23 protein-coding genes are annotated in these 22,030 nt (G+C 29.2%); 12 read left to right on the top strand and 11 right to left on the bottom strand.

The genetic code is table 11. The features are described from left to right. Positions 1 to 40: 40 nt before the first annotated feature. Positions 41 to 1,711, bottom strand: a complete 1,671-nt coding sequence (locus tag NSA01_RS03615) for a hypothetical protein (protein ID WP_257480152.1) — start codon at positions 1,709 to 1,711, stop codon at positions 41 to 43. After that, positions 1,701 to 3,797, bottom strand: coding sequence for an efflux RND transporter permease subunit (locus NSA01_RS03610; protein ID WP_257480151.1), 2,097 nt, complete (start codon positions 3,795 to 3,797; stop codon positions 1,701 to 1,703). Before NSA01_RS03610 ends, NSA01_RS03615 begins: the two co-directional genes overlap by 11 nt. A gap of 249 nt (positions 3,798 to 4,046) precedes the next feature. Here NSA01_RS03610 and NSA01_RS03605 point away from each other — a divergent pair, with 249 nt between their 5' ends. From NSA01_RS03605 to NSA01_RS03550, 12 genes are all read left to right on the top strand, one after another. Next, complete coding sequence (locus NSA01_RS03605; protein WP_257480150.1) at positions 4,047 to 4,649, top strand: TetR/AcrR family transcriptional regulator; 603 nt, start codon at positions 4,047 to 4,049, stop codon at positions 4,647 to 4,649. Positions 4,650 to 4,795: 146 nt separating this feature from the next. Then, positions 4,796 to 5,656 carry an ABC transporter ATP-binding protein gene (locus NSA01_RS03600; RefSeq protein ID WP_257480149.1) on the top strand — a complete coding sequence of 287 codons (861 nt, stop codon included), beginning with the start codon at positions 4,796 to 4,798 and terminating at the stop codon, positions 5,654 to 5,656. Then, on the top strand, positions 5,656 to 6,357 hold the full coding sequence (locus NSA01_RS03595; protein WP_257480148.1) for an ABC transporter permease: 702 nt from the start codon (positions 5,656 to 5,658) through the stop codon (positions 6,355 to 6,357). Before NSA01_RS03600 ends, NSA01_RS03595 begins: the two co-directional genes overlap by 1 nt. A 204-nt stretch (positions 6,358 to 6,561) precedes the next feature. After that, a complete protein-coding gene (locus tag NSA01_RS03590; RefSeq protein WP_257480147.1) occupies positions 6,562 to 6,981 on the top strand; it encodes a helix-turn-helix transcriptional regulator in 420 nt (139 codons plus the stop codon). A gap of 17 nt (positions 6,982 to 6,998) precedes the next feature. After that, a complete protein-coding gene (locus NSA01_RS03585) occupies positions 6,999 to 7,862 on the top strand; it encodes an ABC transporter ATP-binding protein (protein ID WP_257480146.1) in 864 nt (287 codons plus the stop codon). Next, a complete protein-coding gene (locus NSA01_RS03580) occupies positions 7,843 to 8,490 on the top strand; it encodes an ABC-2 transporter permease (protein ID WP_257480145.1) in 648 nt (215 codons plus the stop codon). Before NSA01_RS03585 ends, NSA01_RS03580 begins: the two co-directional genes overlap by 20 nt. A 101-nt stretch (positions 8,491 to 8,591) precedes the next feature. After that, positions 8,592 to 9,059 (top strand): Cys-tRNA(Pro) deacylase, encoded by a 468-nt coding sequence (gene ybaK / locus NSA01_RS03575; RefSeq protein WP_257480144.1) that lies wholly within the window; start codon positions 8,592 to 8,594, stop codon positions 9,057 to 9,059. A 63-nt stretch (positions 9,060 to 9,122) separates the two neighbouring features. Beyond that, positions 9,123 to 9,554 carry a MarR family winged helix-turn-helix transcriptional regulator gene (locus NSA01_RS03570; protein WP_257480143.1) on the top strand — a complete coding sequence of 144 codons (432 nt, stop codon included), beginning with the start codon at positions 9,123 to 9,125 and terminating at the stop codon, positions 9,552 to 9,554. A gap of 36 nt (positions 9,555 to 9,590) precedes the next feature. Further along, positions 9,591 to 10,358 carry a sulfite exporter TauE/SafE family protein gene (locus NSA01_RS03565; protein WP_257480142.1) on the top strand — a complete coding sequence of 256 codons (768 nt, stop codon included), beginning with the start codon at positions 9,591 to 9,593 and terminating at the stop codon, positions 10,356 to 10,358. Between the two features lie 35 nt (positions 10,359 to 10,393). Next, entirely contained in the window at positions 10,394 to 10,939 is a 546-nt protein-coding gene (locus NSA01_RS03560; protein ID WP_257480141.1) for a ferredoxin domain-containing protein, read from the top strand. A gap of 462 nt (positions 10,940 to 11,401) precedes the next feature. After that, positions 11,402 to 12,184, top strand: a complete 783-nt coding sequence (locus NSA01_RS03555; protein ID WP_257480140.1) for an EFR1 family ferrodoxin — start codon at positions 11,402 to 11,404, stop codon at positions 12,182 to 12,184. A 106-nt stretch (positions 12,185 to 12,290) separates the two neighbouring features. Next, the gene (locus NSA01_RS03550) at positions 12,291 to 13,748 is read left to right on the top strand and encodes an FAD-dependent oxidoreductase (protein WP_257480139.1); all 1,458 of its coding nucleotides are present in this window, start codon (positions 12,291 to 12,293) and stop codon (positions 13,746 to 13,748) included. A 72-nt stretch (positions 13,749 to 13,820) separates the two neighbouring features. On the opposite strand, the gene NSA01_RS03545 is transcribed toward NSA01_RS03550, so the two are convergent. The 9 genes from NSA01_RS03545 to NSA01_RS03505 form a co-directional block, all read right to left on the bottom strand. Further along, entirely contained in the window at positions 13,821 to 14,279 is a 459-nt protein-coding gene (locus tag NSA01_RS03545) for a threonine/serine exporter family protein (RefSeq protein WP_257480138.1), read from the bottom strand. Position 14,280: 1 nt separating this feature from the next. Beyond that, positions 14,281 to 15,033 carry a threonine/serine exporter family protein gene (locus NSA01_RS03540; protein WP_257480137.1) on the bottom strand — a complete coding sequence of 251 codons (753 nt, stop codon included), beginning with the start codon at positions 15,031 to 15,033 and terminating at the stop codon, positions 14,281 to 14,283. Positions 15,034 to 15,189: 156 nt separating this feature from the next. After that, positions 15,190 to 15,966 carry a phosphonoacetaldehyde hydrolase gene (gene phnX, locus NSA01_RS03535; RefSeq protein WP_257480136.1) on the bottom strand — a complete coding sequence of 259 codons (777 nt, stop codon included), beginning with the start codon at positions 15,964 to 15,966 and terminating at the stop codon, positions 15,190 to 15,192. Beyond that, positions 15,966 to 17,057, bottom strand: coding sequence for a 2-aminoethylphosphonate--pyruvate transaminase (gene phnW, locus NSA01_RS03530; RefSeq protein ID WP_257480135.1), 1,092 nt, complete (start codon positions 17,055 to 17,057; stop codon positions 15,966 to 15,968). The genes phnX and phnW overlap by 1 nt, the downstream gene beginning before the upstream one ends. A 19-nt stretch (positions 17,058 to 17,076) precedes the next feature. After that, positions 17,077 to 18,069 carry an extracellular solute-binding protein gene (locus tag NSA01_RS03525; protein WP_257480134.1) on the bottom strand — a complete coding sequence of 331 codons (993 nt, stop codon included), beginning with the start codon at positions 18,067 to 18,069 and terminating at the stop codon, positions 17,077 to 17,079. Next, complete coding sequence (locus NSA01_RS03520) at positions 18,053 to 19,705, bottom strand: ABC transporter permease subunit (protein ID WP_257480133.1); 1,653 nt, start codon at positions 19,703 to 19,705, stop codon at positions 18,053 to 18,055. Before NSA01_RS03520 ends, NSA01_RS03525 begins: the two co-directional genes overlap by 17 nt. Next, positions 19,702 to 20,472, bottom strand: coding sequence for an ABC transporter ATP-binding protein (locus NSA01_RS03515; RefSeq protein ID WP_257480132.1), 771 nt, complete (start codon positions 20,470 to 20,472; stop codon positions 19,702 to 19,704). The genes NSA01_RS03520 and NSA01_RS03515 overlap by 4 nt, the downstream gene beginning before the upstream one ends. A 228-nt stretch (positions 20,473 to 20,700) precedes the next feature. Next, on the bottom strand, positions 20,701 to 21,411 hold the full coding sequence (locus tag NSA01_RS03510; RefSeq protein ID WP_257480131.1) for a helix-turn-helix domain-containing protein: 711 nt from the start codon (positions 21,409 to 21,411) through the stop codon (positions 20,701 to 20,703). Positions 21,412 to 21,551: 140 nt separating this feature from the next. Beyond that, positions 21,552 to 21,956, bottom strand: coding sequence for a hypothetical protein (locus tag NSA01_RS03505; RefSeq protein ID WP_257480130.1), 405 nt, complete (start codon positions 21,954 to 21,956; stop codon positions 21,552 to 21,554). Positions 21,957 to 22,030: the final 74 nt, after the last annotated feature.

The raw sequence follows: 22,030 nt of genomic DNA, 5'->3' as shown, positions 1-22,030 counted from the left end.
ATCCTTTTTTATATTTACAATATTATTGAGTTTAATTACTTTATTCTATAGCATCTGTTTTATATATAAATTTAACACTTCCATTCATATTATCTGATATTCCTGAAAAATTATTATAATCATTAGCTTTATCTATAGTCGTATGAAGCCTAGCCTTTAAGTTATCTATACTTCCGGCAGCTTCAACAAGTTTACTTATACCCTCTTTATCAAATTGGTTCATACCTTCTTTTAGTTGTTTAGAACCTTTTTGTAATTTATTTATCCCGCTTATCAGTTGACTGCTTCCTTTTTGAAGTGTATTAAGTCCGTCACTTAAATCATTGCTTCCTGATATCAATGGATCGATACCTTTATTTATTAAATCATTTGCACCTATAGCTATTTTATCGCTTCCCTGTGTTTTTAATAATTTACTTCCGTCATATATCTGAGAAAGTCCGCTTTGTAAGTCAGAAGCACCTTTCATAAGTGTTGGATTTCCTCCGGAATTAGATGATGTAGTTAAGTTATAAGATATTTGCTTTTGACCTTTGATAGTTTGGTCTAGTGTACCTGACATCGTTTCAAGCTGTGTAATCATCGGATTTGAAGGATCTGCACTCTTTAATTGACTTATCATGGTATCAATACCTGATTTTACTTGTTCATTATAAGCTATTGTTTGATTTAAAGTGCTTCCGGCTGTATTTAAACCTCCCTTTAATGTAGAAGCTCCTTCTTTTGCTGTTTTTAAACTCGTTGAAAGAGTATCTATTTTATTAGATAAAGTGTTTGCTCCGTTTTTTATATCATTTGCTCCTGTTTTTAGCTGTTTGCTTCCATCGGCTAATTTTTTAGCACCTTTATTTAATTTATCTACTCCTGTTGTAAGTGTTCCCGATTTATCTACTAAAGTGGTAATTCCTTTATATAATTCATCTGATCCTTCAACAAGGCTGTTTGAAGCACTTGAAAGTTTACTTAAAGAATTTGTTAAATCCATTAAACTATCTACATCGGATAAGTCTATGTCACTAAATATTTCATTCGTAGCATAACTCATACTTCCGTCAAATGTAAAGTCTTTTACATCGGCACTTACTTCAAAATATGAAGGTATATCTACTCCTTTCATACTTAAAGACTCATCCATTCCCGGAAAACCGTACCCTATAATTAATGTATTATCTCCTTCATCAACTGATTTTCCGTTTGTAACTTTTACATTGCTTATTTTTTTAGAATCCATTATCATCCCTGAAACTATCATAAACGGGTTATTATTGAATGTTGTATTTTTATAATCAAATCTTATTTTTAATTTTCCTGATTTATGTGCTATATCCTCTGCACTTACTTTTTCTCCATTTAAGTAATATGATAGTTTTACACTTATAGGTAGTTTTTTATTTGATGTTCCTTGGTAAGTTATATCTTTTCCTTCACTGTTCCATATTACTTTAGAAAAAGTTTTATTGAATGTTTCTTTTCCTTTAACATTTTTTATATCTCTTAGATTAGATTTGTCTTCGATTTTATCACCTTTTTTTGTGTTTTTTAAAGTGTCGCTTACTATTTTTTTATTTACATTACCGTTTTGGTCTGCAATTACATATACGCTTTCTTCTTTAGTTACTTTTGAACTTTTTGCAAATATACTTGGAGTAAATGTAGAAATTACAAGTAACGAAGATAAAGCTCCTGCGATTATTTTGTTTTTATTTTTCATTTAAAACTTCTCCTTTATTACCTATATTGAATTTATAACTTGTTTTTATTATTAGTTTATCAAATATCATCAATGCTGATGGAAGCATGAATATAACAGTAAACATACTTATGATCGCCCCCCTTGATAAAAGAGTACAAAGAGAACTTATCATATCCACTTTTGAATAAACAGAAACTCCGAGAGTTGATAAGAAAAATCCCAAAGCACTTACTATAATTGAATTTATTGATGTTTTAAGAGCTATCGTCACAGACTCTTTTTTACTAAGTCCGTTAGTCCTTTCTCTTTTATATCTCGTGGTCATGAGGATTGCATAATCTACCGTAGCTCCAAGCTGTATAGTACCTATAACCACAGAAGCTATAAATGGTATCGTGGTATTTGTATAGAAAGGTAAACCCATATTTATAAATATAGCGAACTCTATAATCGAAACCAATATAATAGGAAGGGATATTGATTTAAATACGAAGGCTATTATAATAAGTATTGCTATTATTGAAATATAACTTACAACTTTAAAATCTCTGTCTGTTATATCTATTAAATCCTTAGTACATGCGGCTTCTCCTATCACCAGTGAGTTCTTATCGTATTTACTTGTAATGTTATTTATACTTGTTATTTGATTGTTTACTTCTGTTGATGCGGTTTTGTAAGATGAATTTATTATTATTAGTTTATATTTATCGCTTTCTAATAATTCTTTCACGTCGCTTGGTATCATTTCATCGGGTACAGAAGGATCTACTATAGAATCCAGTGATAAGACATCTTTTATACCTTTTACATCTTTTATTTCATTTATCATATTATAGGTATCTTTTCTGGATAGATTTTTATCTGCAAGTATCATATGTGTTGTACCTATATCAAAATCTTTAACCAGTGCATTATTTGCAACTATACTTTCTGTTTCAGCAGGGAGTGTATCAGCTAAGTTGTAGTAAACTTTTGTATTTTTATATCCGTATATAGAAGGTATCAATATTATTACAAACAGTAAAGCAAATATTTTATAGTTTTTAACTATAAAGTTACATAACTTATCAAAGTTCGGCATAAAATTTCTATGTTTTGTTTTATTGATTGTCTTTTCAAAAGTAAGTATAAATGAAGGCAGTATTGTAACGCAGGATATAATACCTATTACTACGCCCTTTGCCATTACTATTCCAAGATTAAGTCCGAGAGTAAATGTCATAAAACAAAGAGCTAAAAATCCTGCTATAGTTGTTATGGAACTTCCTACTATCGAAGTAAATGTATTTGTTATGGCATTTGCCATTGCTTCATTTTTTGTATCAAAGTTTTCGAGTTCTTCCTGATAACTGTGATATAAAAAAATCGAATAGTCCATTGTAACGGCAAGCTGAAGAACTGCAGTCAATGCTTTTGTTATGAATGATACATCTCCTAAGAAGAAGTTACTTCCGAGGTTATATAATATTGACATGCCTATACTGAGCAGAAAGAATACAGGGATCATAAATGAATCCATTGAAAAAGCTAATATTATAGATGTAAGAATAGCTGCTATTATTACATAAACCACTGTTTCTTGATTGACGACCTCTTTTATATCTGTTATTACAGATGACATACCGCTTAAGAAACATTGTTTATCGGATATACTCCTTATCTCTTCCACAGCTTTCATCGTTTCATCCGACCCCATACTTCCTTTAAAGAAAATTGCCATTAATGTTTCATTATTTTCTTTGTTGTTAAATTCCTTATAAATATTATCCGGAAGTATTTCTTTCGGTACAGATGTATCCATTATATCGTCGTACCATATTACCGATTCAACACCTTTTACATTTTCTATTTTGGTCTTCAAGTTTGATATGTCTTTATCTTCCATTCCCTTAACTATATACATACCAAATCCGCCTTTACCAAATTCATCGATGAGTATATCCTGACCTTTCATCGTATCCAGGTCTTTAGGCAGATATGATAATATATCATAGTTTATCCTTGTAGTAATAAATCCTATTACTGACGGGATCAATAAAAGTAAACTTATTATTAAAATCAGTATTTTATTTTTTACTATTTTTTCAGATATTTTTATCATATAATTTCCTCCTTAAGTTTAATATATGAAGGTATATATTAAATAATGACTATTAGTCATTTTATTATTGTAGAAGATTATAATACTAATATGACCATTAGTCATTTTATTATTGTAGAAGATTATAATACTAATATGACCATTAGTCAATATATAATAAATAAAAAATGACTTATGGTCAATTATTTTGATTTAATAATTGACTTTCCTCTATTAATATAATAATATTTAAAGTAAGGAGATATAAAAATGGGGATTATTGAAGATAAAAAGAAATTAAAATTAGATGCTCTTTTAGATTCTGCCTTTAGTTTATTCATAACTAAAGGCATAGAAAAAACATCTGTATCGGATATAACTAAAAAAGCTAAAGTTGCAAAAGGAACTTTCTATTTATACTTTAAAAATAAATATGATATTAATGATACTCTTATTTTCAATAAGTCTACGGAAATTTTTAATGCAGCAAAATCAGCTTTAGAAAAAGAAAATATAAGTGAATTCCATGATAAAATAATATTTATAGTGGATTATATAATTGATTTACTGGATAAAAGTCCAATTATGTTGAGTTTCATTGCTAAAAATTTAAGCTGGGCCGTATTTAAGAAAGTAATAATAGAGGATAATGAAGAAGATAATAAATTTAAAAAATATTTTTACGATTTGATTGACACATCAGGATATAAATTTGATAATCAAGAACTTATGCTTTATACCATATTGGAATTTGTAAATTCAACTTGTTATAATGTAATATTATATAATGAGCCTGTAAAACTCGAAGTACTTAAAAAGTTTTTATATAAAGATATAAATGCGATAATAGATAATCATATAATCGAAGAATAAAGACTATTTAGTATTTTAGTCTTTTTTTATTATGTAAATAAAAGTAAATTTCAAAACTGTTGACTACTGATTTTAAACAATATATAATGAGATATAAGTTTTAAAAATTACTATAATATTTAAGTAAAATTTATACGAGGTATTGTATGGCGAAAAATAAAAACATAGTTATAAAGCTGGAACATGTTAACAAGAAGTTCGGCGAAAAAGAAGCATTAAAAGATGTAACTTTTAATGTAAATAAAGGTGAAATATTAGGTTTTTTAGGTCCTTCGGGAGCAGGTAAAACCACTTTGATAAAAATCCTTACAGGTCAGATCCCTTCGGATCTTGGTATTGCAGAAGTATTTAATAAAGAATGTATAAGACTTAAAGATGCAGATTATGAAAGAATAGGTATGGTTCTTGACGACAGCGGAGTTTATGAAAGACTTACTTGTTTTGATAATATTCTTTTCTTTGCAGATTTACATAATATATCAAGACAGGAAGTTCATGATGTATTCGATAAAGTAGATTTAGCGGATGCTAAGTGGGAAAAAGCGGGTAACTTATCAAAAGGTATGAGGCAAAGACTTGTTATAGCAAGAGCTATACTGCATAAACCCGAACTTATATTCTTAGACGAACCTACAAGCGGTCTTGATCCTTTAACAGCTCAGAAAGTACATAAATTATTATTTGAACTTAGAGAACAAGGTACTACTATATTCCTAACTACACATAATATGGAAGAGGCTACTAAGCTTTGTGATCATGTAGCGTTACTTAATGAAGGTGTTATTGTTGAGTATGGTGTTCCTGAAGAATTATGCAGACAGTATAATGAAAAAAATGAAGTCGAATTACTTCTTAAATCTGGTAATATAGTAAGATATTTAAATAACAGTGAGTGTGCCGATAAGATAGCAAATCATTTCAGAAACAATGAAGTCGTATCTATCCACTCTTCTGAACCTAACTTGGAAACAGTATTTATTGCTCTTACAGGAAGGAAGTTAATATAATGTCAACATCACTTAGAAAAATAAAAGCAATTTTTGTTAAAGAAATCAAAGATGCACTTAGAAGTAACAGAATAGTATTTTTATTCTTACTTTTCCCTGTATTTGCATATTTGATAACAGCAATGATGAAAGGAAATGCAGGAACAAATCCGCTTATTTTCCTTACAATGCATATATCTATGATACCTTTGATGATTACTGCTGCACTTATTGCAGAGGAAAAAGATAAACAAACTTTAAGAGTACTGATACTATCAAATGTTAAACCGTTACAGTATCTGCTTGGTGTAGGTAGTTTTGTATTCGTACTTAATATAGTTACTTCATGTTTGTTTTTGCCTCTTTTAAATTTAGAGCTTATATATATACCTCAGTTTTTACTTATAGTAATGCTCGGTATACTATGTTCAACGATACTTGGTGCTATTATAGGGGTAATTGTTAAGTCGGGTTCGAATGTAGCTGCTGCAAGTACACCTATAACAATTTTGTTCGCACTTGTTCCACTAATTGCATCGGGTACAGGAAGCGGATTTTTATCTACCATTGCAATGGGATTATACAGCGGACAATTGATGACTATCATATTTGATATAGCAAATAACTTTACTTTTCTACGAGTTTCTATCATGATGGTAAACTTGGTGGTTCTTGCAACTGTATTCGTATTTGTTTATAATCAAAAGAAATTATCGGATTAATAATATTTAGTATTTTTTAGACAGGTTTATACCTGTCTTTTTTATTTTATAAAAAACATAAAGATAGAAATAATAATATTGTTATTGGGTAAATGATGATATATTTAAATTATATTTTGCAACTAAATATAACATAAATGTAAATATTGGTTGGTTTTAAATTTTCTATATTAAATTTATACTTTTGAATTAAGGAGAAGAGTTATGATTTACAAAAATTTAAAAGACTTAAGGAAAAATAACGGTTTGACTCAGGAACAGTTGTCAGAGAAGATAGGTGTTAGCAGGCAAGCCATAGCAAAATGGGAAAAAGGAGAGAGTATACCTGATTTATATAGTATATTGGAACTATCCAATGTTTACTCGGTAACTATCGATACTTTGGTGAGGTATTTACTCGATGATGTAGATGATAAATCCGATGATGATGAAGGCAAATATTTATTTGGTACTGTAAAAGTCGGCGATAGGGGACAAATAGTTATACCTAAAGAAGCAAGAAAAATTTTTAATATCAATGCAGGAGATTATCTTATATTTTTAGGTGATATAAATAAAGGATTGGCTCTTGCTAAGACAGAAATATTCAAACCTATAACAGACGAGATATTAAAAGATAAATAAGAAAAGGACATAATAAAATGAAAGTATTAAATATAGAAAATTTAAATAAAAAGTATGAAAAGTTCGAACTTAAAAATATATCATTTTCTCTTGATGAAGGTAAAATAGTAGGATTTATAGGTAGGAACGGAGCGGGTAAAACGACCGCAATTAAATCTATTATGAATTTTATTCAAATCGATGACGGCGATATAACTTTTTTTGAAAAATATAACAGAGATAATATAAATAAAATAAAAAAATATATTGGTTTTGTAAGCGGAGGTATAGATTATTATTCTTTAAAACCTATCAAAGTTATAACTTCTGTTACGAAGAGATTTTATGACAACTGGGATGATGAAGCATATAAGGATTATATGAATAAATTTAATATCGATGAAAATAAGAAACCCTGTGAATTATCCGAAGGAATGAAAGTTAAATATTCTCTGATACTTGCACTTTCTCATAATGCAAAGTTATTGATATTTGATGAACCCACAAGCGGGTTGGATCCCGTTTCGAGGGAAGAACTTTTAGATATATTTTTAGAGCTTATAAATAAAGAAAAGGTAACTATATTTTTCTCTACTCATATAACATCTGATTTGGAAAGATGTGCAGACAATATCATATATATAAAAAACGGAAAAATCATTTTAAATCAAACTTATGATGACTTGATAAGTAAATTCAAATGTGTGAGGATTAAAAAAGAAAACTATATAGATGAAGATAATAAAAATCTAATAGGAATAAAAGAAACTAAATATGGTTATGAAGGCATTATAAGCTCTAATGATGATTTAAAAGACTATTATGAGGTAGTAAATACTGATTTGGAAAGTATAATGATACATTTAGAGAGGGATGAAAATAATGAAAAATATATTATATAAAGAATTTAAACTTGCTATACATCCGAGTACATATGTATTTTTACTATTATCATCAATGGTAATAATACCCAATTATCCTTATATGGTCATATTTTTCTATAGTATTTTAGGAATATTTTTTATATCTTTAAACGTCAGAGAAACTAAGGATATATATTATTCAATGCTTCTTCCCATAGACAGAAGTGATATTGTGAAAGCCAGGATATTATTTGTTTGCCTTATTGAAATATCTCAAGTTTTGTTACTTATACCTTTTATAATTATAAAAAATATATTTGTATATACACCTAATCTGGCAGGACTCGATGCAAATATTTCATTATTAGCAATGGGATTTTTGATATATAGTATATATAATTATGTATTCTTTACACATTATTATAAGAATGTAAATAAAGTGGGATATTCATTTTGTATAGCTTCAATACTTTCTACTATACTTATGATAATAATTGAATCATCTACACATATTTTTCCCTTTGTAATTAATTATATAGATACTCCCGATGATATATTTTTATTTGGAAAAATAATGTTATTGATCATTAGTATATTTATATTTATCATATCTAATATATTTACATATAAAAAGTCGATAAAATCATTTAAAAAAATAGATTTATGATTTAAAACACCTTACTTATAAGGTGTTTTTTATTTACTTAAATTGAAAGAAGCATTATCATGTGCTAAACTTATTTTAAATTATTTATATTGAGGTCAATGATGAGTGAAAAAACGAATGTTATGAGGATATTGGATAAAAAGAATATTAAATATAAAAGTTATACATATAAGGAAAAAGGAGCTATAAGCGGAAGGGAAGTAGCTAGGTATTTAAATCAAAATGAAAATCAAGTTTTTAAAACTTTAGTTACCGTAGGTAAATCCAAGGAATATTATGTGTTTGTCATTCCCGTAAATAAAGAACTTGATTTGAAGAAAGCCGCAAAAAGTGTAGGTGAGAAATCTATTAATATGATAAAAGAAAAAGAGCTTTTACCGCTTACCGGATATGTTCATGGGGGATGTTCTCCTATAGGGATGAAGAAATTATTTACAACTGTCATTGATATAACTTCAGAAGAATTTGATACTTTTATATTCTCTGCCGGTAAGGTTGGATATCAGGTTGAAGTAAACATAAATGACTTAAAGAAAGTCATAAAATTTAAACTTGAAGATATAGTATAAATTAAATATATTGACAAAGTTTTTATAAAGTGTTACAGTGTATATACACGAAAAGGTGAGGGTATGGATAATTCAAAAAAATATAGCTGTTATTGTATTAATTTTAGAAGAGCAGCAAATATAGTTACAAAATATTATGACAATTATTTAAAAGAAGTTGGTATTACAATAAATCAGTTTTATTTACTTAAAAATATATTAAAGATAGAACCTGCTTCGGTAAGCGAGATTGCAGTTAAAGTAGGACTTGAAAGAACTACCGTGGTTAGAAATTTAAAATCACTGTTTAAAGAATATTTGATAGAAGATATTTCAGATATATCTGAAAGAAATAAAAAAGTAAGGCTTACCGAAAAAGGGAAAACTCTTTTAAATTTGGCTATACCATTATGGGAAAATGCTCAGAAAGATATCGAAAATAAAATAGGTAAAGAAAATTTTACTAATTTATTAAAAACTTTCGATAGTTTAAATAAATTAGATATTGATAATTAGTATTTTATTTAAGTAAATTTATATTGAGAGGTTTTTATGATTTTTAGTTATTTGATTTATATTATATCAGGGCTTGGTGCCGGGATAGGAACAGGGCTGGCAGGTCTTTCTGCGGCGGCGGTAATTTCTCCAATGCTTATTACATTCTTGGGATTTAATGCGTATGAAGCTGTTTCTATCGCGTTGGCTTCGGATGTTTTAGCTTCTGCAGTTTCTGCTTACATATATTACAAAAATAAAAATATAGATATTAAAAACGGGATTATAATGCTTATCGCTGTTTTGATATTTACCGTCGTGGGAAGTTATATAGCTTCAATAGTACCCAATTCCACAATGGGTAGTTTTTCTGTATTCATGACATTTTTACTGGGTATCAAATTTATAGTAAAACCCGTTATGACTACCAAAGAAAATTTGGAGAAAAAAGATAAAAAATCCATGATCATAAGTTCTATTATTTGTGGTATACTGATTGGTTTTATATGCGGATTTATAGGTGCCGGAGGCGGTATGATGATGCTTCTTATTTTAACGAGTGTTCTTGGATATGAACTTAAGACTGCTGTCGGTACAAGTGTTTTCATCATGACTTTTACTGCACTTACAGGATTTTTATCTCACACTGCCATAAGTACTACCCCGGATATACCTGCTCTTATAACTTGTATAATAGCTACATTTGTAGGTGCGAGAGTGGCTGCATTATTTGCAAATAAATCAACTCCCGAAAAGTTAAACAGGATAACGGGTATAGTTCTTGCTGTTCTTGGACTTGCAATGATACTTGTAAAAATTATATAAATTATATTTTATATAAATAAAAAGGAGATATAAAAATGTTTTACGATGAAAAACAAATGGAAGAAAAAGCTGTTTTAGAAACTGCCGCAAAGATGTGTGCCGCTGCGAGAACCGCGCCAAAGGCAAAAGGTGTAGACAATATCGTAACCGTTGTCTTAACCGGAAAAGAAAAGGATGCACTTGCAGATAAAATGGAAGAAGTTTATTTAAGAGAATTCGGAGAAACAGAAGGGCATTATGTAAGGGACGGAAGAAACCTCAGAGCTTCGGATGCAGTAGTATTGATTGGTGTAAAAAGGGCTTATACAGGACTTCCTCATTGCTCGTTCTGCGGATTTGAAAACTGCAGTGAAAATAAAAAGTTAGGCGGAAGATGTGCTTTTAATACATTGGATTTGGGTATTGCTATAGGCTCAGCCGTTTCTGTTGCCGCTGATAACAGGGTTGACAGCAGAGTCATGTTTTCGATAGGAAAAGTAGCCGAGGAAATGGATTATGCTGAGGGTGAAGATATTTTATGGGAAGGTATCCCTATAAGTATCAGCGGTAAAAGTCCATATTTTGACAGAGTTAAAAAATAGAAATATAAAAAAGACAATATATAATTGTCTTTTTTAATTAAATCAAATTTAGTTATTTAATATTAAATAAATTTGTTATTTTATTTATAATATTTAATATATAAGTAGAAGCAGATTTCGATTTTAAATTAAAAGTAGCAGAAATGTTTAATTTGTATAAATCAGATTTTTTGTTTTTAATATAATATAAAATTGAAGTATTATTTAATATAATAATAAGTATTTTATTAAAATCATTTTTATGTTGTTTTGATAATATAAATAAAATTAAAATTATGAGTTCAGAAATAACAAAATTATTGATTAGTTATATTGATAAATTTGGTGAATATTATTTATATTAAGTTAAATATCATATTATATGACTGGTTTTATTTAAATTAAAACAGTAAATTTAAAAATATTAATATTAATTTTAGAAAATTAATAAAATAATCAAATAGAAATAAAAAGGAGATAATCATGAAAATATCAAAGGTGAACAGCCTATGTTTCAGTCCTACAGGAGGTACTGAAAAAATAGTACATATCATTTTAGATGTATGGGATAAGGAACTAATAAATAATATAGACATATCTGTACATAATGAAAACTATGAAAAATATCAATTTAATAAAGATGAACTCTGTATAATCTCGGTTCCGTCTTTTGGAGGCAGAGTTCCAAGTGCTGCAATAAATAATATTTCAAAAATAAAAGGTAATGATACTCCTGCTTTACTTATCGTTTCTTATGGTAACAGAGCATATGATGATACGCTAAAAGAACTTAAAGATATACTTAAAGATAATGGTTTCTTATGTTTTTCTGCTATTGCGGCTGTAGCTGAACATTCCATAATGCACATTTATGGAAAAGGACGTCCCGATGAAGATGATAAAAAAGAATTAACTGATTATGCTAATAAAGTTAAAGATTATTTAAATGATAATGATGATATTAAAGGCAATGTTGAAGTTCCCGGAAATTATCCTTATAAAGAATATAACGGAGTACCCATCAAACCTAAATCTTCTGACAAATGCATTGAATGCGGGCTATGTGTCAAAAAATGTCCTGTAGGGGCAATACCTATGGATAACCCAAAACTTACAGATAAAGAAAAGTGTATTTCCTGTATGAGATGTATAGAGATTTGTCCTAATAAAGCAAGAAGTGTCAGTAAAGTTATGCTTGCGGCTTCTAAGAAAAAGTTAAAAAAAGCATGTGAGAGCAGAAAAAATAATGAATTTTATATTGAATAGATAGAGCTAAAAAGCAGTAAATAAATACTGCTTTTTTTATTTTTATAATGTTATACATTTCAATAATGTGTCAATAATTATAAAAAAATATTAAGAGGTATTTATTATGGATGCACTTTGGAAAAACACTACTGATTTGCCTAGCTATGAAAGCTTGAAAAATAATATCAATGTTGATGTAGCCATCATAGGAGGAGGTCTTGCCGGTATACTAACAGCTTATAAATTAAAGGAAAAAGGAATAAATGCTGCTATTTTTGAAGCGAAAGAAATATGTTCGGGTACTACCGGATATACGACAGCAAAAATATCTTTGGCTCACGGACTTATTTATAATTATTTGATAGATAATTTTTCTTTGGAAAAAGCAAAAGAATATGCCGACTATAATAAAAGAGCTATAAACGAATATGAAGATTTAATAAATAAAGAAAATATTGATTGCGAATTTAAAAAATGTTCTTCTTTTCTTTACTCTACTTTATATGATTATCATTTAAAAGAAGAATATGAAGCAGCTATTAAATGCGGTATAGACTGTGAATATATTGAAGAATGTGAACTTCCAAAAGGCTTTAAGGGAGCAATAAAATATAAGGATCAAGCAAAATTTAATCCTTTAAAGTTTGTAAAACATATAATAAACGGTTTAAAAATATATGAAAATACATTTATAAAAGAATTTAATGGAGATAATAAAGAATTAACTACCGATAAAGGATATAAAATAAAAGCAGATAAAATAGTATTTGCATGTCATTATCCTTTTGTGAATACTCCCGGATATTATTTTTTAAGGATGCATCAGGAAAGATCTTATGTACTTATATCAGAAAGTACGAAGAAGCTTAAAAATGTATATTTAGATGTAGATGATAAGAGTTATTCTTTTAGAAGCTATGATAAGTATCTTTTATTTGGAGGAGAAAATCACAGGACGGGAGAAAATAAAGAAGGCGATAAATATAAATTACTCAGAGAAAAACTAAGAACATTTGATAAAGAGTATAAAGAAGTCGGACAATACTCAACTCAGGACTGTATAAGTATAGATAAGGTTCCTTATATCGGATTATTTTCAGACTCTCTTAAAGATGTTTATGTGCTTACCGGATTTAATAAGTGGGGAATGACTTCTTCTATGCTTGGAAGTAATATAATTGCTGATATGATATCTAACGGTCTCGATAATAAAAATAGTATTTTTTCTCCAAGCAGATTTGATACCAAAGGCATTGTTAAATCGGCTATTAAAGAAGGTCCATATTCCATAAAAGGATTATCTAAGGAATTTCTTGATATACCAAATACCGAACTTGACAAACTGCCTTTGGGACATGGGGGAGTTGTTAAGTATAATGGTAAGAAAGTCGGAGTATATAAAGATGAAAGCGGAAAGTGCTTTATAGTTTCTACAAAGTGTCCTCATTTGGGGTGTGAACTGTCATGGAACCCCGACGAAAAATCGTGGGACTGTCCCTGCCATGGTTCGAGGTTTGATTATATGGGCAATATTATAAATGATCCAAGTGTAGAAAATCTTGAATTTATAGAGAAGAAGTGATAAATTATAGCTTTATGTTTTTGGGCGCGGAATCTGCGCAGCAGGCGTAGTGCCCATAAGATTAGATCTTATTTAATAAGGTCTTTTTCTTATATAATATTTTTTTACTTTTGTAATTATTTGCATTATTGAAGTTACTAATATTATTCCAAAAGAAATGGCTGCCGCTTCTTTAATTACAAGATTAAAAAAATAAATGAAACTATCCATTTTGTCTGTAACCAAATTGTACATCGTATAATATAAGTCTCCTCCCGGGATCAAGGGTACCAGTATTGGTATTAAGATTATTATCACAGGAGTTTTTATTTTTCTGGAAATGATTTCTGCGAATATAGATAATATAAAAGTTGAAATAAATAAACTTATTACTTTATTTGCATTATAACTGTAAAAAAACAAATAACAAATCCAAGACATTGCTCCTCCGAACGCTATTATAGATATCTTATCTCTTTTTATATTAAAAAGTATCGCAAAACCTACGGAACCCAATAGGGCCATTATTATTTGAATAAGACTTTCTATCATGTTAACCTCCTAAGGGTATTAGAATAAGAGCAAACCCCAGTGCAACCGCTATAGCTTTAAGTAAGGATTCGAGCAGCCCCAACAGACCGGATATTATATCACCGTTGATTAAATCTCTTAAAGAATTTGTAAGAGGGATCCCCGGTATCAGAAGCATTATATTGCCTATTATGATTTTATCTATATTACTTCCTACACCCATATTTGATAAGGTTACTGCACTTAAAGCCGTTACTGTAGAGGATAAAAGACTTATAACTATATTATTCATATTAACTTTATTTAGTAGTTCAAGTAATAAATATAAAAATCCTCCTGTCATTCCCGACGCTACAGCATCTAAAAAAGTGCCTCCGAAGAAGACAGAAAAAGCAAATGAAATAGCTATATAAGAAAATAAATGTAATACTTTGGGATAATTTTTTGTTTTATCTATATTTTTTATTTCTTTTTCTACTTTTGAAATATTTATTTTCTTAGAACATATATCTCTGGATAGTTGGTTTAAATATTCGACCTTTTCAAAATTTGTATTATATTTTTTAATTCTTCTCGTTTGCGTCAATATTTCATCATTTGAGAGGTGTATAGTTAAAATTATTGTTGATGTAATAGTAAATACATCTACTTTTTTAAAACCGTAAGCATTTCCAATTCTTATCATAGTGTCTTCGACTCTGCTTACTTCCGCTCCCGATACAAGAAGCATTTCACCTATATCCAATATATTAGAAACTAATTTGGAACTTTGCATTCAGTGTCCTTTCTAAAATGTATAAAGTCTTTTTTTATTATATTAATATTTATGGTTATTTACCAGATTTATTTTAAATTTATATTATATTTATAAATTTAAATAGATGACAATTATCATTGCCATCTATTTTTTGTACGGAGTAATATATTTATATTAAAGGGCATTAATAATATCTATTATTCCTCTAATATCATTAATTATATAATCTGCTCCTGCATTTTTATAAGATAGTTTTACTCTTTCAATTTCTTTTTTCTTATTATCCTGGCTTAAATTATTATATTCTTCCATTGTCAGCCCCATTTCAGAGCTGCCTTCGATAATACCTACAGAAATAACTCCCGCATTTTTTCCTTCCAAAATATCAGAAACGGTATCTCCGACTTTAATAACTTCATTTACGGATTGTATTTTTAATTCTTCAATGTTCTTAAATATCATATATGGATAAGGTCTTCCTATTCCATTAGTCGAATCGGGACTGAACCATATATCAGGTTCATATCCTTGCTTCTTTGCCGAGTCGGTCACTATATTCATCATTTTATCTGTATAACCTGTAGTTGAGCCTATTTTAATGTTCATTTTTCTAAGCTCTTCTACTGTTTCCAAAACATAAGGCTTTACATCAGAATGTTTATCCAAAACTTTTAATATCATATCTGAAAATCTATCATGCATGATTTTAACGTCATCTTCATTAAAATCTCTATTATGTTTTTTAGTAAATTCTTTATTTAATCTATCCATATTAAGCATAGTTCTTATATGATCTATTTTAAGCATACCCATTGGTTTTCTTGTTTCTTCCATTGTTGGATTGAGTCCGTATGCGTTAAAAACTTCTATAAAAGTTTGAACGGGTGCAAAACATCCGTAGTCAACCGTTGTTCCCGCCCAATCAAAAATAACTGCTTTAATTTTACTCATTAGTTTACTCCTTTTAAAAATTCTTCTATAATTGCACATAATTTTATTATGTCTTCTTTATATATTTCGCCTATATTACCTATTCTAAAAGAATTTATATTTTCAATTTTTCCCGGATAAATTGCATACCCTCTTTGTTTTATAAAGTCATACATTTCTTCAAATGTGTAATTGGCATTTTTAGGATAAATAAAAGAAGTGATTATTGGAGACTGATATTTATTATCTACATATGTATCAAAACCAAGTTCTTTCATTTTATCTATAAGCAAACGGTTATTGTTATAATATCTTTCATATCTTTTATCAACTCCGCCTTCTTCATTTAACTCATCAAGAGCTTTATTAAATGCAAGGATAGTATGAGTCGGTGATGTAAATCTCCATTTTCCGTCTTTATTCATCGTTTCCCACTGAGAGTATAAATCAAGAGAAAGGCTTCTAGCTTTATTTTTACATTTTAGTATTTCTTCTTTTTTAGCTATTATAAATGAAAATCCCGGTACCCCTTGTATACATTTATTAGCGCTGCTTATGATAAAATCTATATTATAATTTTCCACGGGAATATCAATTCCGCCGAAACTGCTCATGGCATCAACAATAAATATTTTATTGTATTCTTTAACTACTTTACCAATTTCTTCAATATCATTTAATATGCCTGATGTGGTTTCACTATGTACAATAGAAACATGAGTAATAGCTTTATCATTTTTAAGAATATCTTTTATTTTATTTATGTTATGTCTTTTATTATAATCTTCGGTATATATAACGTAATTTATTCTATTATGTTTTGCAATATCCGCCATTCTTTCTCCGTAAGCTCCGTTTGAAAGGATAAGAAGTTTATCATTTTCACCTATAGAACTCGATAATACCGATTCTACGCCAAAAGTACCGCTTCCCTGCATTAAAGTACATACATAATTATCTTTATTGACTTTTGCTAAGTTTAATAATTTATCTGTTATATCTCTTGTTATCTTTTTATAATCCTCATCCCATGTACAATGGTCAAAGAGCATTTGCTCTTTGACCGAGTCAGTAGTTGTAAGTGGTCCCGGAGTTAATAGTTTATATTTCATATTTAGAATTTTAATCCTCCTATTTGCAATTTTCGGAAAAGTCTTGATGCTGTTTCAATAAATCCGCTGATAATTTTTCTTTAAATACTTTAGGATATTTGGAAGAGTTCTCTTTGTTTGTTGTTTCTCCTTCATATAATGCGTTAGGATAATATTTGATCAATTCACTTCTTCCTTTTTCAATGATACATTTTGCGATTTCCATACAAAGTGGATTTGTTTTATCACCTTTATCCACTACTGCTACTGATTCCGTAAGTGAAAAGTTGCCTTCAGTAGGATCGACATAATCTATGGGAAGTCCTTCTTTTTTGTCCGATACCGCTTGTTGTCTGAGACCAAAGCCTATTGCTACTTCTCCTGAGCGGACTTTTTTAATTGGTCCCGAACCTGATTCTTCAATATGAGGTCCTGCATTTTGATAAAGTTTTTTTAGTACTGTAGCTCCTTCGTCCTCTCCGTATTCACTGATTATAGCTTGAATAAGTAACCAAGCTGTTGAAGATGATTTTATATCCGTAACTGATATATTATTTTTATATACATCTTTTGTTAAGTCCTTAATGGATTTAGGCATAGGAAGATCATTTTCTTTTAGTACATCTGTATTTACTATGATTGCACCTTCCTGAGATGTTATAGGAGCATATATTTTAGGAAACTTATCTTTTGTTTTAACATCAAATGTTAAATCTTTAAACATTGTGTTTTTATCTTCTGCACTGTCTAGATAAAAAGAAGACATTGTTACCATATCTGCTTCGATATTTTTTCCTTCGGCGATTAACTTTCCTCCAAGTTCGCTTGTTCCAAATGTTTGGAACATATATTTGTCTTTGTATCCGTTAGAATCAAGAGCGGTAGACATAGCTTCAATCGCTTCATCATCTGCATTTGAATATATGATCACTTTATCCGAGTTTGAGCTATTCTCTGCCTCATTATTTCCGCATCCCGCGAAAAGTCCTAATCCTAAAATTAAACATAATAATAAACTAATTAATTTTTTCATTTTCTTTTTTATTCCCCTTATTCTTTTTATTTGCCAGTCTTTCAAAAATTATTTTTATAATTACATTGGTTATCATTATCATCAAAGATAATATAAATATTTCATTGAATTTTGCAAAATGCTGAAGTTCCTTTATTTTAGTTGTAATGACCATTGTTTTGGTTCCAACCAAAAATACTATTGCACTTATCGTTACCATTGCGTTTACAAAGTAATAAGATAATACTTCAAAGATTGTTGATTTTGCATTTGGTGTTACTACTCTTATAATTGTTTTGACCCAGTTATCTCCCATGAGCATAGCGGTAGTTTCCCATGAGCTGTTCATCTTTTCCAAAGAATTTTTAAACATTAGGTACGGTGTTGAAAAGTAGTGAATTATATTACAAATTATGATTAAAGGAAAAGTATTTTGAAGACTTGTTCCCGTAAACATGAGTAAATATGCTATACCTAAAACCATCCCCGGTATGGTGTTTGTTATAATAGATATATTTTCTATTACTTTTTTTAATTTTTTACTTAGCTTACTTCTTGCAGTGACAAGCGCAGCGCCATACGTAATAAGCATACCTATTACAGCGGTTAAGACCGCTACAAATATCGAGTTTAAATATACCTGACCGAGATTTTGACCTGTAATGGCATTTTTTATATTATCCAAGGTAAATGTCAAGTCATAAGGCCAACCTTTTATAAAAGGTATAAGGAATATTACCAGGAAAAGTGACAGTATCATGATTGAGAATACTGATGATACACAACCGAAAAATACATCTCTTGAAGTATTCTTTTTTATTTCAACTGTAGAAATTTTTTGATATCTGATATTATATTTTTCTAAATAAGTAAGTATCAAAATACTTAAAACTGAAGGTATAAGCATTATTATAGCTATAACTGCTCCGGTATTGAAGTTTGGAAGAGCACCGAGCATTTCTCCATATAAGTTTGAGGCAATCACGGAGTACTGACCTCCTACTGAAGCCGGAATACCAAAGTCGGTAAAGCTTAAGAAAAATGCTTGAATAAATGATGCTGCCAGAGTTCCGAGGAGAGGTTTAAGCAGAGTATTTTTAAATGTCTTAAAGCCGTTATCTCCCATTATCTTGGAAACGATCATAAATTTTTTGTCTATGTAGAGCATAGTATTATTTATGAGCATGAATGCTATGGGAAGAGTATATATCACAAAACCCAAAACCAGTCCGTTAAATCCATATATTTCAAAAATCTGTTTACCGAATATTTTAGTAAGAAGTCCTTGTTTACCAAAAGAGTATATAATCGCAAAACCATATGTTATGGTTGGTAAAAGCATTGGTAGTGTACAGCTAAGTTTTATTATTTTCTTTACTTTTTTATTTACATTAGTATATTGGATCGTATAAGACATAAAAAAAGCAATCAATGTTGCTATTAAAGCACTTACTATAGATACTTTGAAACTGTTTATAAGCACTGTAGAAAAGTTTCTTTCACTGAACACTTCTTTTATATAATCCAGAGTAAAACTGCTGCCATTCAGAAATGCATTACCAAGTATATGCAGTAATGGCATTAGCAGAAAAAAAGCAAAGATAATTAAAATAGATGCATATATTATTTTAATCTCTAAGCCCTTTTTTTGTTTCATGCAAGTTCACCGCTTAGATTATTGTTAACTTGAAATAAACTAAATATATTATTTCTTTTTATCTCAAGCTGATTTAATATAAAATCTTTTACGAAGTTATTATTGGGACTGTGAATGATTTCTTCCGGTTTACCGTACTGTGAAATTTCACCTTCGTTTATAATAAGTACCCTATCTGAAAGAGTTAAGGCTTCTTCAGGATCGTGAGTTACAATTATAGTTGTAAGATGAAGTTCTTTTGCGATAGTCTTGATCTTTTCTTTTATTGATTCTTTTATAACACCATCTAAAGCACTTAATGGCTCATCAAGCAGAAGAATATCGGGTTTCATTACAAGAGTTCTTGCAAGAGCTACTCTTTGTTTTTGTCCTCCGGAAAGCATTTCAATTCTTTTATCTAAATGAGGCTCTAATCCCAAAAGGTGTATCATTTCATTTACTTCTTCTTTTGTGGAGATATGCGGATTATTTTTGAGTCCATAAGTTATATTTTCATATGCATTTAAATTTGGGAATAAAGCATAGTCCTGAAAAACTATATTAAATCCTCTTTTTTCCATAGATATATTTGTTAAGTCTTTATTATTGAACTTTATTTTGCCGCTGTCTGCATCGGTGAGTCCCAATATCAGATTTAACAGTGTAGTCTTACCGCTGCCTGATGGTCCTAAAATCGATACGATTTCTCCGTCGTTTATTTCCAGGTTAATGTTATTTAAGATAACATTATCACCGTATGATTTTTTTATATTCTGTAATTTGAGCATTATATTTCTCCTTTTTACTTTTCTTGTTTTATTAAAGTTTACATAAAAAGGAAAGTCTTCACTATCAAATTACTCTTAATTTTTTGTAAATGTTTTGTAAATTTAAAACGCATATGAATTAGAACTTGCAATAAAGACTTTGTAAAATTTATAATTAAAATAATATTCAATAGTACTCAAATAAAAAAGAAGAGTATAATTCTCTTCTTTTCATAATGCATATGAATTTTATCTTATATTTATATTACTGAATAATTTAATAAGAAAATCCGGTGTGTTGGGTAATTCTTTTAATATGAGGTATTTTATATTTTTTGTATTTTCCATTATTGAAACAGGTCCGTTAGCATATCCTCCTGCGGCGATCTTACTTGCAAAGGCAGCTCCTCCTATTGAGTATATACCGATTGACAAACCTCCAATGGCAAATATACCAAGTGCAAATCCTCCTATAGCGATTCCCCCTATTGCAAATCCTCCGATACTTATCACTGAGGCAGAAAATCCGCCAAGCGCCAGTAATAATCCGAGTGCGACCGGACCTATAGAAATAAGTCCCATTGATAATAGACCTATTGATATCAAACCTTTTGCTATATTTCCGATGGCTATGATACCCTTTGCTTTATATAGACCTCTTCCTATATTTATGTGTATAAACGGAATACCTCCTATTTTTCTTTTGCTGATGTATTCATAGTGAGTTTTGATTGGTATATAGTTAATTTCTTTGTTATTTATATTTGTATTTCCTGCAAGTTCATCCAGGCTTATGTTATAAAGCTTGCTTATTAATACAAGTTTATCGAACTCGGGATAACTGGAGTTTGTTTCCCATTTTGATATCGTTTGCCTTGAAACACCGATTTCATTTGCAGCCGTTTCCTGTGATATACCTTTTTGTTTTCTTAATGTATATAATTTATTTCCCAGATCCATATTTAACCTCTGTTTTTATTTTGTTAACTTAAATATACACCAAAGACATTAAAATAGCTATCAATCTTACTTTGAATTTTGTCAACCAAAGTTAACATAAAAAAATAACTATCATTTTTAAGATAGTTATTTTTTACAACTTATTGTTCTTGAGTTTGTTTTTTGTTCATAGTTGCTCCGGACATCATAAAACATGGAGGTATGAGCGGTATAGCTACATTTATAATATTAAGTGCAGACCAGTTGGTTGTCAAACAAACCAATAATACCATGAATATAGAAAGTATATAGGGTGTTTTCCATGATTCCGGCTTATTTCTGGTCATAAAAGCTACTGCTGCATTTATTGCATGTAATATCAGGATAGCATAGAAGCCAAATAATCCAAGTAATCCTTCTTTTGCACTTATACCTATAGATTTATAAAGTTCTGATGATGATTCGTTTTGTAAAATAACAACAAGTAACAGACTGCCTAATGCTAAAATAATATCCATAATGGCAGAAGCAGTTAAAAAGTTATATCCTTTTGCTTTTTTATTCATATATTTTCTCCTTTAAATTTGTTTATTTACTCAAATTATAACATAATGTTATTTGAATAGATACTTTATATATA

The organism is Anaerofustis stercorihominis (assembly GCF_024623185.1).
Classification (GTDB): Bacteria; Bacillota; Clostridia; order Eubacteriales; family Anaerofustaceae; genus Anaerofustis.
The sequence above is the reverse complement of the archived record's forward strand: the minus strand, read 5'-3'. Positions and strand labels throughout refer to the sequence as shown.

What these genes read in the sequence shown, in the direction of transcription:
- NSA01_RS03545 (WP_257480138.1), bottom strand. Translation starts at nt 14,279, where the DNA reads ATGATAGAAAGTCTTATTCAAATAATAATGGCCCTATTGGGTTCCGTA.
- phnW (WP_257480135.1), bottom strand. Translation starts at nt 17,057, where the DNA reads ATGAAATATAAACTATTAACTCCGGGACCACTTACAACTACTGACTCG.
- NSA01_RS03615 (WP_257480152.1), bottom strand. Translation starts at nt 1,711, where the DNA reads ATGAAAAATAAAAACAAAATAATCGCAGGAGCTTTATCTTCGTTACTT.
- NSA01_RS03565 (WP_257480142.1), top strand. Translation starts at nt 9,591, where the DNA reads ATGATTTTTAGTTATTTGATTTATATTATATCAGGGCTTGGTGCCGGG.
- NSA01_RS03555 (WP_257480140.1), top strand. Translation starts at nt 11,402, where the DNA reads ATGAAAATATCAAAGGTGAACAGCCTATGTTTCAGTCCTACAGGAGGT.
- NSA01_RS03510 (WP_257480131.1), bottom strand. Translation starts at nt 21,411, where the DNA reads ATGGATCTGGGAAATAAATTATATACATTAAGAAAACAAAAAGGTATA.
- NSA01_RS03600 (WP_257480149.1), top strand. Translation starts at nt 4,796, where the DNA reads ATGGCGAAAAATAAAAACATAGTTATAAAGCTGGAACATGTTAACAAG.
- NSA01_RS03585 (WP_257480146.1), top strand. Translation starts at nt 6,999, where the DNA reads ATGAAAGTATTAAATATAGAAAATTTAAATAAAAAGTATGAAAAGTTC.
- ybaK (WP_257480144.1), top strand. Translation starts at nt 8,592, where the DNA reads ATGAGTGAAAAAACGAATGTTATGAGGATATTGGATAAAAAGAATATT.
- NSA01_RS03605 (WP_257480150.1), top strand. Translation starts at nt 4,047, where the DNA reads ATGGGGATTATTGAAGATAAAAAGAAATTAAAATTAGATGCTCTTTTA.
- NSA01_RS03515 (WP_257480132.1), bottom strand. Translation starts at nt 20,472, where the DNA reads ATGCTCAAATTACAGAATATAAAAAAATCATACGGTGATAATGTTATC.
- NSA01_RS03610 (WP_257480151.1), bottom strand. Translation starts at nt 3,797, where the DNA reads ATGATAAAAATATCTGAAAAAATAGTAAAAAATAAAATACTGATTTTA.
- NSA01_RS03570 (WP_257480143.1), top strand. Translation starts at nt 9,123, where the DNA reads ATGGATAATTCAAAAAAATATAGCTGTTATTGTATTAATTTTAGAAGA.
- NSA01_RS03595 (WP_257480148.1), top strand. Translation starts at nt 5,656, where the DNA reads ATGTCAACATCACTTAGAAAAATAAAAGCAATTTTTGTTAAAGAAATC.
- NSA01_RS03525 (WP_257480134.1), bottom strand. Translation starts at nt 18,069, where the DNA reads ATGAAAAAATTAATTAGTTTATTATTATGTTTAATTTTAGGATTAGGA.
- NSA01_RS03560 (WP_257480141.1), top strand. Translation starts at nt 10,394, where the DNA reads ATGTTTTACGATGAAAAACAAATGGAAGAAAAAGCTGTTTTAGAAACT.
- phnX (WP_257480136.1), bottom strand. Translation starts at nt 15,966, where the DNA reads ATGAGTAAAATTAAAGCAGTTATTTTTGATTGGGCGGGAACAACGGTT.
- NSA01_RS03580 (WP_257480145.1), top strand. Translation starts at nt 7,843, where the DNA reads ATGAAAAATATATTATATAAAGAATTTAAACTTGCTATACATCCGAGT.
- NSA01_RS03540 (WP_257480137.1), bottom strand. Translation starts at nt 15,033, where the DNA reads ATGCAAAGTTCCAAATTAGTTTCTAATATATTGGATATAGGTGAAATG.
- NSA01_RS03590 (WP_257480147.1), top strand. Translation starts at nt 6,562, where the DNA reads ATGATTTACAAAAATTTAAAAGACTTAAGGAAAAATAACGGTTTGACT.
- NSA01_RS03520 (WP_257480133.1), bottom strand. Translation starts at nt 19,705, where the DNA reads ATGAAACAAAAAAAGGGCTTAGAGATTAAAATAATATATGCATCTATT.
- NSA01_RS03550 (WP_257480139.1), top strand. Translation starts at nt 12,291, where the DNA reads ATGGATGCACTTTGGAAAAACACTACTGATTTGCCTAGCTATGAAAGC.
- NSA01_RS03505 (WP_257480130.1), bottom strand. Translation starts at nt 21,956, where the DNA reads ATGAATAAAAAAGCAAAAGGATATAACTTTTTAACTGCTTCTGCCATT.